The sequence below is a fragment of the Micromonospora sp. BQ32 genome, assembly GCF_059358895.1.
The window spans coordinates 58,578-72,739 of sequence record NZ_JCADBI010000010.1; the positions used below are offsets into that span (position 1 = coordinate 58,578).

General features: G+C 71.9%; 10 protein-coding genes. 5 read left to right on the top strand and 5 right to left on the bottom strand.

Features of this window, described 5'->3' with window-relative positions; all coding sequences use genetic code 11:
* Positions 1-98: 98 nt before the first annotated feature.
* Both cysC and AC5L30_RS19700 read right to left on the bottom strand, forming a co-directional pair.
* Positions 99-1,628, bottom strand: coding sequence for an adenylyl-sulfate kinase (gene cysC, locus AC5L30_RS19695; RefSeq protein ID WP_494868977.1), 1,530 nt, complete (start codon positions 1,626-1,628; stop codon positions 99-101).
* 88 nt (positions 1,629-1,716) lie between these two features.
* Positions 1,717-3,207 carry a glycosyltransferase family 2 protein gene (locus AC5L30_RS19700; RefSeq protein ID WP_494868978.1) on the bottom strand — a complete coding sequence of 497 codons (1,491 nt, stop codon included), beginning with the start codon at positions 3,205-3,207 and terminating at the stop codon, positions 1,717-1,719.
* A gap of 262 nt (positions 3,208-3,469) precedes the next feature.
* On the opposite strand from AC5L30_RS19700, the gene AC5L30_RS19705 reads away from it, so the two are divergent.
* The 5 genes from AC5L30_RS19705 (at position 3,470) to AC5L30_RS19725 (ending at position 7,643) form a co-directional block, all read left to right on the top strand.
* Positions 3,470-4,384: an ABC transporter ATP-binding protein gene (locus AC5L30_RS19705; protein WP_494868979.1), complete on the top strand. Its 915-nt coding sequence runs from the start codon at positions 3,470-3,472 to the stop codon at positions 4,382-4,384.
* Positions 4,377-5,282 (top strand): ABC transporter permease, encoded by a 906-nt coding sequence (locus tag AC5L30_RS19710; protein ID WP_494868980.1) that lies wholly within the window; start codon positions 4,377-4,379, stop codon positions 5,280-5,282. Before AC5L30_RS19705 ends, AC5L30_RS19710 begins: the two co-directional genes overlap by 8 nt.
* Positions 5,282-6,193, top strand: coding sequence for an ABC transporter ATP-binding protein (locus tag AC5L30_RS19715; protein ID WP_494868981.1), 912 nt, complete (start codon positions 5,282-5,284; stop codon positions 6,191-6,193). The genes AC5L30_RS19710 and AC5L30_RS19715 overlap by 1 nt, the downstream gene beginning before the upstream one ends.
* Position 6,194: 1 nt before the next feature.
* Positions 6,195-6,905, top strand: a complete 711-nt coding sequence (locus AC5L30_RS19720) for an ABC transporter permease subunit (RefSeq protein WP_494868983.1) — start codon at positions 6,195-6,197, stop codon at positions 6,903-6,905.
* Between the two features lie 93 nt (positions 6,906-6,998).
* Positions 6,999-7,643: a hypothetical protein gene (locus AC5L30_RS19725; protein ID WP_124822273.1), complete on the top strand. Its 645-nt coding sequence runs from the start codon at positions 6,999-7,001 to the stop codon at positions 7,641-7,643.
* 44 nt (positions 7,644-7,687) lie between these two features.
* On the opposite strand, the gene valS is transcribed toward AC5L30_RS19725, so the two are convergent.
* The 3 genes from valS to AC5L30_RS19740 form a co-directional block, all read right to left on the bottom strand.
* Positions 7,688-10,303, bottom strand: coding sequence for a valine--tRNA ligase (gene valS, locus AC5L30_RS19730; RefSeq protein ID WP_494868984.1), 2,616 nt, complete (start codon positions 10,301-10,303; stop codon positions 7,688-7,690).
* A 93-nt stretch (positions 10,304-10,396) separates the two neighbouring features.
* Positions 10,397-12,277 (bottom strand): ABC transporter ATP-binding protein, encoded by a 1,881-nt coding sequence (locus AC5L30_RS19735; protein ID WP_494868985.1) that lies wholly within the window; start codon positions 12,275-12,277, stop codon positions 10,397-10,399.
* Complete coding sequence (locus AC5L30_RS19740) at positions 12,274-14,130, bottom strand: ABC transporter ATP-binding protein (RefSeq protein ID WP_494868986.1); 1,857 nt, start codon at positions 14,128-14,130, stop codon at positions 12,274-12,276. Before AC5L30_RS19740 ends, AC5L30_RS19735 begins: the two co-directional genes overlap by 4 nt.
* Positions 14,131-14,162 lie beyond the last annotated feature (32 nt).

The following is a 14,162-nucleotide window of genomic DNA, read 5'->3' on the forward strand; positions in this document are numbered from 1 at the left end:
CGGACGTCCACGTACCCTCACGCGGTCAAACGTGTTCCAACAAAGATGAACACTAGCGCGTAGCGGTCAGCGGTGGAAGGAACGGGTACGGCGACGCCTCAGGCGGTGGCGATCTTCAGCTCCACCCAGCCGGTCTCGGTCAGGTGGTGCAGCACGGCCTGCACCGCGTCCGCCACGCTCAGGTCGGTGGTGTCGAGCACCAGATCGGCGTCGGTCGGCTCCTCGTACGGGTCGTCGATACCGGTCATCCCGGTGAGCAGGCCGGCCCGCGCCCGCGCGTACAGGCCCTTGCGGTCCCGCCGCTCGCACACCTCCAACGGGGTGGCCACGTGCACCAGCACGAAACCCGCCCCGGCGGCCAGGGCCATCTCCCGGGCCGTGGCGCGGGCCGCCGCGTACGGGGCGATCGGGCAGCAGACGCTCACCCCACGGTGCCGGGCGATCTCGGCGGCCACCCAGCCGATCCGCCGGACGTTGAGATCCCGGTCGGCCTTGCTGAAGCTCAAGCCGGCAGAGAGCTCCCGGCGCACCACGTCCCCGTCGAGCAGCGTCACCGTGCGGTCGCCGCTCTCCCGCAACGCGTCCGCCAGCCCCCGGGCGATGGTCGACTTGCCGGAACCGGAGAGGCCGGTCATGAAGACCACCAGCCCCCGCTGCCGACGCGGCGGCCGAGCCCGGGCCAACTCCCGCGCCACGGCGGGCGGGGTGTGCCACTCCGGTAGCGGGAAGCCCCGGTCGAGAAGGTCCTCGATCTCCGGCTGGGTCAGCGCGAGCCGGCGGTTGCGCGGTGGGATGTCCTCCCGCCAACGCCACTGCCCGTCCCGGTTGTCGTAGGCGAGTTCGCGCGGCACCAGCACCCGCAGCCCGGCGCCGGAGAGCATCTCCCCGGTGGAGAGCAGGTGGGTGACCCCGTACGCGGCGGAGACCCGGGCGCGCAGCAACGCGTCACTGATCTCCTCGCGCCGGTGCGACAGCGGCACCGCGACCAGGGTGGCCGGCGGCATCCGATCCCGGGCGGCGAAGATGGTACGGACCAGCGCCTCCGGCGGGAGCCCGTCGGCGCCACCCTCACCGACCGGGATCATCACGAGCAGATGAGCGGCCAGGGTGCGGGCGGCATGGGCGATCTGGGCGAGCTGTGGACGGTGCAGCGGCCGATCGGCGATCACGCCGAGCACCCGGCCCGGGGGCAGCAGCGCGCGGACCTCCTCCGGGTTGCGGCGCAGTCGCTGGAACGGACCGTGCCCACCGTCGCCCAGTCGCCGGACCTGACCGCCCACGCCCGCCACGCCCTCGCGCACCGGCCAGACGTCGGCCACGTCGAGGGCGGCCGCCGGGGCGCCCTCCCCGTCGGTCAACACGAGTGCCCGGCGGGCCGGGTCACGCGGATCGAAGCTCTGCGCCAGCGCGGCCGGCACCTGGAGAACGACCGCGACCTGCCACGGTGTGCCGTCGGCCAGCCGGCCGCGTCGGCTGACCGAGACCAGGTCGGCGCGGGTCATGAAGCCAGTCAGAGGGGCGTACGCGCCGGTCAGCAGCAGCTCCAGATCCGCGAGCTCACCGGGACGCGGCGTGTACGCCGGTGCGTCCCGCAGCACCTCGTCGGGCAGCACCCAGCCGTTGCTCATCCACACCCCCCACTCGCTGACCGGCACACAGTTTCGCAGCCGACCGCCGATCGGTCGAGGGCGCCACTCCAAGACCCGCGCGGGCGGATCAGCGCTTGATCCGCCGGCCTACCGCCGACCGCACCCGGTTCCACACCTTCCGCTCGTCGCGGATCCGAGGTCGCGAGCCGTCGGCCCGGCAGATGAACACCAGCGGCAGTCGCGCGTCCTCGGTCCAGCCCACATTGGTGATCCGGGCCTTGAGCAGCCAGCTGCCCCGGGTCCGGCCGCCGTTGAGGGCGGCGAAGTCGATCGTGGCGGTGGCCCGGTGCACCAGGTGGACGGTGTCCGCTCCGGTCGTACCGGTGACCCGCTCGGTCTGGAAGGTATTCGGAAGAAAGATTTCGTCGCCGGTCTCCCGGTGGCGGGCCACCAGGTCCAGGCGGGCCTTGCGCACCTGCGCGGTGGCGTCGAGCACCTCGGGGGCGATCTCCTCCATCGGCAGCACCAGCACGTCGCGGCCATCGTCGGCGCGGAAGCCGATCGGTTGGTCGGCGGAGCGCAACTCGGCGGCGACGGTCACCGTGACGGCGTGGTCGGCGTGCCGAAGTTCGGCGATCGTGCCGTGCGCGGCGATGCCCGCCTCCCAGCGGGCGAGCCGGCGCAGGTCCGCGACGCGGCCCCGCTCCGCCAGGTACGCCACGGCTCGGAGCAGGGGCGGCAGCCCGGCGGCGACGCCAGGGGCGAAGCGGTCCTGGATGATCTTCTGGGTCTCCAGCGCGACTTGGTCCAGCCATGCCTCGGGGGCGTCCAGCAGCCGCTTGCCGCGCAGTCGGCTGAGCATCTCGTTGCGCAGCCAGCGCCGGTGTAGCCGGTCCCGCAGCGGACCCGGCTCGGTGTTGGCGTCCACGACGTCCAGCGCCTCCCGCACGCTGGCGAAGTAGCTCGACGGGTCCAGCTGACCGGCGGTGACGTTACGCGCGTCGCCCCGCTGCACGTGGTGGTAGCAGGTGTAGTCGGACAGCACGGAGGTGCGCCGGGACAGGAAGTAGGCCCGGACGACCAGCGAGTGGTCCTCCAGCCGACGCTTGCCACCCTCCGGGAACCGTAGACCGTGCTCGTTGAGGAACGACCGCCGGAACAGCTTGTGGCAGGTCAGGCTGTCGATCAGGGGGGAGTTGCCCAGGGTGGCGTCGAAGCGGTTCTTCCGGAACAGCTCGCGCGGCACCGGACGTCCGTACCCGGCCATCTTCCCGACCACGATGTCGGCGTCGTTCGCCGTCGCGCAGGCGTAGAGCCGCTCCAGCGCCTCGTTGGCGAACCAGTCGTCGTCGTCGGCGAAGAACACGTACTCGCCGCGAGCCTGCTCGATGCCGAGGTTGCGCGGACGAGACGGCCAGCCGGAGTTCTCGATGTGCAGCACCCGGAGGTGTGGGTGCTCAGCGGCCAACCGGTCCAGTCGCTCGGCCGTGTCGTCGGTCGAGCCGTCGTCGACGAAGATCGCTTCGAACTCGTCCGCGGGCAGTGACTGCCGCAGCAGCGAGGCGACGAGCTTCTCGATGTGCGGGCCGCAGTTGTACGCCGGCACCACGACGCTCACCTTGGGGACGCCCACCTTGGCTATCAGGATCCCTCCCACGTCGTCGGTCGATCACCGGGCCGGTCGATGGCTAGTGAACGGGAGGTGAATGGTGTCACCTCGGATCTGTCTTTCCCGAGGCGGGGTCGGCTCGAACGCGGGACCGGCGGAAACGTCGCGAGGGCCCCGGTGGGGACCTTAGGGGTCCGGCTCGGAAAGGATCAGGGGAGCGCCGGGGGCGTGCCGGTGTCCACGCTGGGCATCGACTCCCTACGCTGGGCGCGTGACACTGATCGCGACCCAGTCGCTCACCAAGACGTACGGAGGTCGGGTCACCGCGCTGGCCGACCTCACCGTCGCCGTCGAGCCCGGGATCATCGGCCTGGTGGGCGCGAACGGCGCCGGAAAATCCACTTTGATCAAGATCCTGCTCGGCCTGATCGCACCAACCAGCGGTCAGGTCTCGGTGCTCGGCATCGACCCGACCGCCGACCCGGCGGCCGTCCGCAACCGCGTCGGCTACATGCCGGAGCACGACTGCCTCCCACCGGACCTGTCCGCCTCCGAGCTGGTCACCCACCTCGGCCGGATGAGCGGCCTGCCCCGCACCGCGGCTCGCGAGCGGGCCTCGGAGGCGCTGCGGCACGTGGGGCTCTACGAGGAGCGCTATCGCCCGGTCGGTGGCTACTCGACCGGCATGAAGCAGCGCGTCAAGCTGGCCCAGGCGCTGGTGCACGACCCCGACCTGCTGTTGCTGGACGAGCCGACCAACGGCCTGGACCCGGCCGGCCGAGACGCCATGCTGGCCCTGGTGCACCGGATCGGCACCGAGTTCGGCATCTCCGTGCTGGTCTGCTCGCACCTGCTCGGCGAGGTGGAGCGGATCTGCGACACGCTGATCGCCATCGACGGCGGCCGGTTGCTGCGCGCCGACAACATCTCCGCGATGACCTCGGCCACCGACGTGCTCGCCGTGGAGGTCAGCGAGGGCACCGAGGAGCTCGCCGCCCGACTCGCCGAGCTGGAACTGCCGGTCGCCCGGGACGGGCGACTGCTCCTCGTGCCGCTCGCCGACGACGGCACCTACGACCTGATCCTCGGTGCGGTCGCCGAACTGGACCTGCCACTGCACCGACTGGACCAGCGCCGGCACCGGGTGGCCGAACTCTTCGCCACGAGGGAGCTCACTCATGCCTGAGTCGACCAGCGCCGCCGTGCGCTCCACGCCGACCGGCGTCATCCACGACATCGGCTACCAACGCTACGAGGGTCCGCGGCTGGGTCGCCGACAGGTCTTCGGCGCGCTCTACCTGCACGGGCTGCGCACCGCGTTCGGGTTCGGGCGCAGCGCCAAGGCCAAGATCTTCCCCTGGCTGGTGGTCGGCATCGTCTCCCTGGTCGCGGTGGCCCTGGCCGCGGTACGCAGCCAGATCGGCGAGCCGGTCGCCACGTACGCCCAGTTCGCCGACGCGATGAGCTGGCTGGTCATCTTCTTCGTCGCGGTCGTCGCTCCGGAGCTGGTCTCCCGGGACCTGCGCAGCGGTGTGCTGCCGCTGTACTTCTCCCGGCCGCTGCCGCGCTCCGACTACGCGGTGGCCAAGCTGCTGGCGCTGGTCACCGCGCTCTGGCTGCTGCTCGGCGGGCCGCAGCTGTTGATGTTCCTGGGCGCCGCGTTCACCACCAAGCAGGGCATGCGCGGGGTGTGGAACGAGCTGCTCGACCTGCTGCCCGGGCTGCTCTACGCCGGGCTGTGGGCGGTGGTCTTCGCCTCGATCGGCCTGCTGGTCGCGTCGCTGACCGGCAAGCGCGCCTTCGCCGCCGGCGGCGTGGTCGCTGTCTTCCTGATGACCACCCCGATCGTGGGCGTGCTGAGCATCCTGCCGTCGCGCGCCGCCAACGAGCTGGCCGGGCTCGCCTCGCCCTCCACGCTGGTGCAGGGGGTGGGCATCTGGTCGCTGGGTGACCTGCTGGTCGAGGGCGATCCGGGCGAGATGATGATCGGCGGGTTCGGCCCGGTCTACGCCCTGGCCGCGGTGCTGTTGGTCGCCGGCGCGACCGCCCTCCTGCTGGCTCGCTACCGGAAGGTCGCCTCCTGATGAGCACGCTGAGCCTGGCCGGGGTGTCCCGGTGGTACGGCAACGTGGTCGCGGTCAACGACATCAGCATGGCCCTGGGGCCGGGCGTGACCGGGCTGCTCGGCCCGAACGGCGCCGGCAAGACCACGCTGCTGCACATGATGGCCGGGTTCCTCGCCCCGTCGCGCGGCACTGTCACCCTCGACGACGAGCCGACCTGGCGAAACCCCGACGTCTACCGGCGGCTGGGGCTGGTCAGTGAACGGGAGGCGGTGCAGGGTTTCCTCACCGCGTACGAGTTCGTGCTGGCCAGCGCGAAGCTGCACCGGCTGCCCGACCCGGCGGCCGCGGCCCGACGGGCGATCGACCTGGTGGAGCTGGAGTCGGCGCAGGACCGCCGGATCGGCACGTACTCCAAGGGCATGCGTCAGCGCGCCCGGGTCGCCGCCGCGTTGGTGCACGACCCGCAGGTACTGCTGCTCGACGAGCCGTTCAACGGCATGGACCCCCGCCAGCGGCTGCACATGATGCAGCTGCTGCACACCCTGGGTGACGCCGGCCGGACGATCCTGTTCAGCTCGCACATCCTGGAGGAGGTCGAGCAGGTCTCCGGGACGGTGCAGGTGATGGTGGCCGGCCGGTTGGCCGCCTCCGGCGACTTCCGGACCATCCGCCGGTTGATGACCAACCGTCCGCACGTCTTCGCCGTGCGCTCCACCGACGACCGTGCGTTGGCCGTCGCGCTGATCGCCGAGGCGTCGGTGAGTGGGGTCGAGTTGGACCCGACCGGCTTGACCGTGCGGGCCGGCGACTACGGCGCGTTCACCCGGGCGCTACCCCGGATCGCACTGAACAAAGGCATCCGGGTGCGCCAGCTGGTGCCGTCCGACGAGTCTCTGGAGAGCGTCTTCTCCTACCTGGTGGAGGCCTGACATGTCGACCATTACCTGGATCACCGCGCGCGGGCTGTTCGGCCGGCGTCGGTTCCTGCTGCTGCTTCCGTTGCCGTTGGTGCTGCTCGGGCTGGCCGTGCTCTGCCGGTCGCTGGGGGTGGACCCGGGCGAGTGGGGGCCGCCGGTGCTGGTCGGCCTCGGGCTGGCCGTGGTGCTGCCGGTGGTTGCGCTGATCATCGGTACGGGCGTGCTGGGCGCCGAGATCGACGACGGCACGGTGGTGCACATCCTGACCAAGCCGCTGCCGCGCTGGCAGATCGTGCTGCCGAAGCTCGCGGTGGCCGCCGGGGTCACCGCGGTCACCGTGGCGGTGCCGCTCTACGTCGCGGGCGTGCTCGCCGACTCGGTACGCCTCGGCCTGGCGCTGGCGGCCGCGGCGGCGCTCGGCGCGCTGGCGTACTCGGCGTTGTTCCTCGCGCTCAGCCTGGTCACCAGGCGGCCGGTGCTGCTCGGCCTGGTCTACGTGCTGATCTGGGAGGGGCTGCTGGGCAACTTCGTCAGCGGCACCAAGGTGCTCTCCATCCAGCAGTACGTGATCGCCCTCGCCGACCGGATCGCCCCCACCGGGTTGCTGGAGACCAGCGTGTCGGTGCCGGTGGCGTCGGTGATGACCGCGCTGGTCAGCGTCGGCTTCACCGTGCTCGCCATCGACCGCCTGCGCTCGTTCAGCGTGGCTGGCGAGACGAGCTGACAGCGATGCCAGCCGCTGTTCCGGCCAGCCCCCGCGCGGCGGTAGGGCTGGCCGGATGGACCGGTCGGGCCAGGTCAGGCCAGGCTGAAGGGCGTGAGCGTCGAAGCGGAGCGGACGTCGTTGGCTGAGCCATACTCCCGAAGCAGCCGGCCGTGGCTGACCAGCCTGGCCGTCGCCGGGCTGGCCTGCGCCACGGTCGCCACGGCGGCTCAGGGCAGCGGCCAGTTCCACTGGTGGGCGGTGTTCATCCTGATCCCGGCCGCGTTGATCGCGGCCAGCGGCGGGCCGTTGCTGGCCCGCGGCGGTGGTCGGGCGTTCGCCGGGTACATGCTCGCCTGCGTCGGAACGATGGTCTTCGCGGTGGGCGCGCTGCTGATGTTCGGCGTGATGGGGCGGGGTTGGCCGCTCATGGTGGTGCTGCCCTGCCTGGCGGTCGCCGGCACCTACGGCTGGCGGGCGGCCCACCCGCTGGCCCGCGGCCTGCACCGGGCGGTGGCCCTGCTCGCGCTGACCGGGGCGCTGCTCGGCCTGACCCTGCAACTGATCCGGGTGGAGCTGATCCACCTGGAGACCGGTTGGTGGGGCGCCTTCCTGATGCTGGCCGGGGCCATCGTGCTGGGCAACGCGGGGGAGCTGACCCGGCACCGGATGCCGTACCGCCTCCAGGCGATCACCCTGCTGGTGGGGCCCTCCGTGATCGCGTTCCTGCTCGGGCTGCGCTTCCTGCGCGGTTGGTGACCCGCCGACCCGCCGCCACCCGACCGGGCGGCGGCGGGCACCGGTCAGAAGGCGCAGGCGATGACCAGCTCCGGGGTACGGTCCGGGAGCAGGTCGAGTTTGCCGATCCGGCCCGCCGCCCGTAGGTCGTCGGCGACCAGCGTGAGCTGCTCCAGCAGCGCCGCCGGGCCGAGCGCCTCCGCCAAGGGCACCTCCGCCTTCATCGACAGCTTCCGCTCCGACTTGGCCCGTCGCACCTGGCTCAACGCGTCACCGGCGAGCCGCAGCAGCGCCGGCTCGCCCGACCCCTCGATCGTCCGGGCCACCTCGTAGGTGGTGGGCCACGGCGCCTGGTGCACCGAACCGTACCGCCACCACGACCAGACCTCCTCGGTCACGTACGGCAGCACCGGGGCGAACAACCGCAGCTGCACCGAGAGCGCCGAGGCCAGTGCCGCCCGTGCGGAGTCGGCCGCCGCGCCGGTGCCGTACGCGCGCTCCTTGACCAGCTCGATGTAGTCGTCGCAGAACCGCCAGAAGAACGCCTCGGTCACCTGCAACGCCGCCGTGTGGTCGTACGAGTCGAAGGCGGTGCTCGCGGCGGTGACCACGGTGGCCAGCTCGGCGAGCATGGCCCGGTCCAGTGGCGTGGTCGCCGGGGCGCGCAGCGCGTCCGCCGCGCCCAGCCCGAGCGCGAACTTGGACGCGTTGAGCAGTTTGGTGGCCAGTCGCCGGCCGACCTTGATCTGAGCCGGGTCGAAGGCCAAATCCATGCCGGGCTTGCCGCTGGCCGCCCAGTAGCGCACCGCGTCCGAGCCGTGCTGCTCCAACAGGGCCAGCGGGGTGACCACGTTCCCCTTGGACTTGGCCATCTTCTTGTGGTCGGGGTCGAGGATCCAGCCCGAGAGCACGGTGTCCCGCCAGGGCAGCACCCCGTGCTCGAAGTGCGAACGGACCACACTGTCGAAGAGCCAGGTCCGGATGATCTCCTGCCCCTGCGGGCGGAGGTCCATCGGGAAGACCTGGGCGAACAGGTCCGGGTCGGTCTCCCAGCCACCGACGATCTGCGGGGTCAGCGAGGACGTGGCCCAGGTGTCCAGCACGTCCGGGTCGCCGATGAAGCCGCCCGGCTGGCCGCGCTGCGACTCGTCGTACCCGGGCGCCGGATCGCTGGATGGATCGACCGGCAGCGCGGACTCGTCCGGCGTGAGAGGGTGGGACCAGTCCGGCTCGCCAGTGTCGTCGAGCCGGTACCACACCGGCACCGGCACCCCGAAGAAGCGTTGGCGGCTGACCAGCCAGTCCCCGTTCAGGCCGCCCACCCAGTTGTCGTAGCGGTGTTTCATGTGCGCTGGCACCCAGTGCAACTGCTCGCCCCGGCCCAGCAGTGTGGCGCGCAGCGCCTCGTCACGGCCGCCGTTGCGCAGATACCACTGTCGGGTCGAGACGATCTCCAGTGGCCGGTCGCCGCGTTCGTAGAACTTGACCGGGTGGGTGATCGGGCGCGGCTCGCCGATCAGGTCACCGGCGTCGGCCAGCATCCCGACGATCTCCCGGCGGGCGCCGTTGACGGTCTGCCCGGCCAGCGCCGCGTACGGCTGCGCGGGCACCCCGTGCGGCGGCTCGGGAAGCAGCCGACCGTCCCGGCCGATCACCACCCGGGTGTCCAGCCCCAGCTCACGCCACCAGGTCACGTCGGTCAGGTCACCGAACGTGCAGACCATCGCGACACCGGTGCCCTTGCCGGGTTCGGCGAGCGGGTGGGCGTACACCGGCACCTCGACGTCGAACAGCGGGCTGCGCACCGTGCCGCTCACCAGGTCGGCGTACCGCTCGTCGTCGGGGTGACAGACCAGTGCCACACAGGCCGGTAACAGCTCGGGCCGGGTGGTGTCGATGAGCACCTCACGCCCGTCGGCCGCGATGAAGCGCAACCGGTGGTAGGCGCCGGGGCGCTCCCGGTCCTCCAACTCCGCCTGGGCGACCGCGGTGGCGAAGCCGACGTCCCAGAGGGTCGGCGCCTCCGACTGGTACGCCTCGCCGCGGCGCAGGTTGCGGACGAATGCCCGTTGGCTGGTGGTCCGGGCCATCCGGCCGATCGTCGTGTACGTCAGGGACCAGTCCACCGAGAGCCCGAGCCGCCGCCACAGCGCCTCGAATGCCTGCTCGTCGGTGACCGTCAGCCGTTCGCACAGCTCGATGAAGTTGCGCCGGGAGATCGGGGTGGGATCGCGGCGGGCCGCGTCGTCGACCGGAGCCGCCGGTGGCCGCCACACCGGGTCGTATGGCAGCGCCGGATCACAGCGCACCCCGTACACGTTCTGCGCCCGGCGTTCGGTGGGCAGGCCGTTGTCGTCCCAGCCCATCGGGTAGAAGACCGCCTTGCCGCGCATCCGCTGGTACCGCGCGGTGGTGTCGGTGTGCGTGTACGAGAACACGTGCCCCATGTGCAGTTCGCCGGATACGGTCGGCGGCGGGGTGTCGATCGAGAACACGTCGCTCCTGCGACCATTCTGGCTCGGCGCGTCTGACGCCGCGCCGCGACCCGGAACGGTCGTCTTCGAGCGGTCGAACGCGTACGTGCCTTCCTCCTGCCAGCGGCGTGCCCAGCTCTCCTCGAGCCCGTCCAGGGTGGGACGCTCGGGAACGCCGGCGCGGGCCGTCCTCGCCGTATCGGTCATCCTGCGATCGTAGGCACCTGCCGGTTGCGGGGCGACGTAGTTGCGGTCGAACACACCGGCCGGTGGGGATCGGCCACGACCGGGGAGGCCCTGTTAGATCAACGAGTCGCGCCACTGGCGGTGCAGGGCGGCGTACCGGCCGTCGGCCTCGGCCAGCACGGCGGGTGGGCCGTCCTCGACGACCTTTCCGCCGTCGAGTACGAGCACCCGGTCGGCGGTCTCCACGGTGGAGAGTCGATGGGCGATCACCAGTGCGGTGCGGTCGCGCAGGATGGTGCCGAGGGCCCGTTGCACGAGACGTTCGGTCGGCACGTCCAGCGACGACGTCGCCTCGTCCAGGATGAGCACGGTCGGGTCGGCCAGGAACGCGCGGGCGAACGCGACCAGCTGCCGCTGCCCGGCGGAGAGTCGGCCGCCGCGTCGGTGCACCTGAGTGGCGTACCCCTCGGGTAGTGCGGCGATGAAGTCGTGCGCGCCGATCGCCCGCGCGGCGGCCTGGACGGCGGCGTCGTCGGCCCCCGGGCAACCGAATCGGATGTTCTCCGCGACGGTCCCGCTGAACAGGTGGTTCTCCTGGGTCACCAGCACCACCGCGCGGCGCAGGTCGGCGTCGCGCACGTCGCGCAGGTCGACCCCGTCCAAGCGGACCGTGCCGGTGTCGGGGTCGTGGAACCGGGCGACCAGTTTGGCGATTGTCGACTTGCCCGCCCCGGTGGGCCCGATCAGCGCCACGGTCTGCCCGGCCGGCACGGTCAACTCCAGTCCGCGGAGAATTGGGGTGTCGGCCCGGTAGCCGAAGCTGACCGTCCGGAAGATCAATTCACCACGGCCGGGTCCGGTCGGCAGCGGTGTGGGCCGGAGCGGTTCGGCGACGGCCGGTCGTTCGTCGAGCACCCCGGCCAACTTCTCCAGGGCGGCGGTGGCCGACTGCAACGAGTTGTAGAACTGGCTCAGCTCCTGCATCGGCTCGAAGAAGCGGCGCAGGTAGAGCAGGAAGGCGGCGAGCACGCCGATCTCGGTTTGCCCGCCGAGCACCCGCCAACCGCCGTAGCAGAGCACCACCGCCACGGTCACGTTGCCGATCAGCTTGATCGCGGGCGAGTAGGTGGCGATCAGCCGGAACGCGTGCAGGCTGGTTCGTCGGTAGTCGTCGCCGAGCGCCACGAAGATCCGTTGGTTGCGGGGCTCCCGGCGGAACGCCTGCACCGCCCGGATGCCCCGCATCGACTCGACGAAGTGCACGATGACCAGCGCGACCGCGTCCCGGGTCCGTCGGTATGCGCTGGCCGACGACCGGGCGAACCAGCGGGAGAGCCAGAACAGGAACGGGAAGGCGAACAGCGTCACGGCCGCCAGCGGCAGGTCCAGCCAGAGCAGGATGGCGGCCACCGACAGGATCGACAGCCCGGCCAGCACCAGGCTGTCGATCCCACCGTCGACCAGCTCGGCGATCGAGTCCAGGTCGCTGGTGAGTCGGGAGACCATCCGGCCGGACGTGTACCGCTCGTGGAAGCCCACCGACAGCCGCAGGAAGTGCCCGAACACCCGCTGTCGCAGGTCGAGCAGGACGGCCTGGCCGATCCGGGCGGAGAGGGTGAGGAAGCCACGGCGGGCCGCGTACTCGGTCACCGAGGCCACCGCGAACGCGCCGGCGACGGTGATCAGCGGGCCGGCGTCGCCGGCGCGCAACGGCGGGATGGCCCGGTCGATACCGATCATGACCAGGTACGGGCCGGCCATCGCGGCGGCGTTCTGGGCCAGCAGCAGGCCGACCGCCGCGGTGAGTCGCCTCCGGTGTGGCCGGAGCAGGCCGCGCAGCAGGGTGCGGCTGAGCCGGCGCAGCCGGGCCACCGCCTCGGGGCTGGCGTCCTCGGCTCGACTGCGGTCGGCCTCCGGGTCGGTGGCGGTTCCGCGCCAGCGGGTGAGCTCGGGCTCCTCCTCGGGAGGTGGGTCGGCCTGCTCCGGCACGCTCACGAACGCACCAGCCCCCACCCGTCCGAAGGGGACGGGCTCGGCCCACTGGCTCCGGTCGGTGGCGGATGCCCGGCGGGCGGCTCGGCGGCGAGCAGCGCCCGGTACGCCGGGACGGTGGCCAGTAGGTCGGAGTGCCGCCCGGTCGCGGTGATTCGCCCGTCCTCCAGCAGGGCGACCCGGTCGGCCAGCGCGATGGTCGACGGCCGGTGCACCACCAGCAGCGCGGTGCTGTCGCGCAGGACCCGCCGCAGCGCCGCTTCGACCAGGGCCTCGGTGTGCACGTCGAGAGCGGAAAGCGGGTCGTCCAGCACCAGCACCGCCGGTCGGCCGAGCACGGCGCGGGCCAACGCGAGCCGTTGCCGTTGCCCGCCGGAGAGGGACAATCCCTGCTCGCCCACCCGGGTGGCCAAACCCCAGGGCAGGTCGTACGCGAAGTCGGCCTGGGTCAGCGCGAGAGCCGCGCGGATCTCGTCGTCACCGGCGTCCGGGCGACCCAGGGTGAGGTTCTCCCGCACCGACATGGAGAAGAGCGTCGGCTCCTCGAACGCGACCCCGACCAGCCGGCGCAGCGAGGCCAGCCGCAGCTCGCGCAGGTCGTGCCCGTCCAGGGTGACCCGGCCGGCGGTCACCTCGTGCAGCCGGGGCACCAGGGAGAGCAGCGTGCTCTTGCCGGAGCCGGTGGCGCCGACCAGGGCCAGCGTCTCGCCCGGTTCGAGGGTCAGGTCGATCTCGTGCAACACCGCTGTGGTGGTGCCCGGGTAGCTGAACGCGACCCGCTCGAAGCGCAGCCGACCGTGCACCGCGTCGCGGGGCAGCGCGACCGCGCCGGGGGAGTCCACGATCTGCGGTGGAGTGTCCAGTACCTCCTGGATCCGGTCGGCGGCGGTGGCCGCCTCCTGACCGTTGGCGATGATCCAACCCAGCGACTGTACCGGCCAGATGAGCATCAGTTGCAGGCTGACGAACGCGACCAGTTCGCCGATGGTGAGCGTGCCCTGCGCGGCGGCGGCCGCCCCCGCCACCAGTACCACGCCCAGGGTCACGTTGGGCACCAGGTCGAGCAGCGCCGAGGTGTTGGCCAGCAGCCGCCCCTTGCCGACGCCCGTGTCGTGCAGCCGTCGGGCCGCACCGGCGAAGCGGGCGGCCAGTTCGGGCCCCCGCCCGTACGCCTTCATGGTGCGCAGGCCCTGCGCGGTCTCCTCGACGAGCGTCGCCACGTCGCCCTGCTGATCCTGCATCCGGCGGGACGCGGCGTGGTAGTGCCGCCCGAACCGCCGACTGATCAGCAGCAGCGGCACCGCGCTGGCCGCGACCAGCACCCCGAGCGCCGGATGCAGCCTGATCAACAGCACCACCACGACCACGTACGTGGTCAGGTTGAGCACCAGGAAGAACACGCCGAAGGAGAGGAACCGGCGGATCACCGACAGGTCGCTGGTGATCCGGGAGAGCAACTGGCCGGACTGCCAGCGGTCGTGAAAGCTGGTCGGCAGCCGTTGCAGGTGGGCGTAGACGTCGGCGCGCAGCGCCGCCTCCATGCCCACCGCCGAGGACGACTGCACCCACCGGCGGATGAAGATGAGCACCGCCTCGACGACGCCGAGCAGCAGCGCCAGGCCGCCGAGCTGGAGCAGCCCGACCGATTCGTGTCGGGCCACCGGCCCGTCCACGACCCGCTGCACGACCAGCGGTACGGCGATCCCCGCCGCGGTGCCGGCGAGCCCCGCGACGAGCAGCCAGGCGAACTCGGCGGCGTACGGGCGCAGGTAGGGGCGTAGCCGCCAGAGGTTGTGCACGGGGTGGGTGCCCGCGGCGGCCCGGGCGGCCGGGTCGCCGTCGCTCTCCACAGGCACTACCAGACGGTAGCGTCTAACAGGTGTCGATG

Bases quoted from the DNA above. Each gene is read 5' to 3' on its own strand.
- AC5L30_RS19710 (WP_494868980.1), top strand. From the start codon at position 4,377: ATGCCTGAGTCGACCAGCGCCGCCGTGCGCTCCACGCCGACCGGCGTC.
- AC5L30_RS19715 (WP_494868981.1), top strand. From the start codon at position 5,282: ATGAGCACGCTGAGCCTGGCCGGGGTGTCCCGGTGGTACGGCAACGTG.
- valS (WP_494868984.1), bottom strand. From the start codon at position 10,303: ATGACCGATACGGCGAGGACGGCCCGCGCCGGCGTTCCCGAGCGTCCC.
- AC5L30_RS19720 (WP_494868983.1), top strand. From the start codon at position 6,195: ATGTCGACCATTACCTGGATCACCGCGCGCGGGCTGTTCGGCCGGCGT.
- cysC (WP_494868977.1), bottom strand. From the start codon at position 1,628: ATGAGCAACGGCTGGGTGCTGCCCGACGAGGTGCTGCGGGACGCACCG.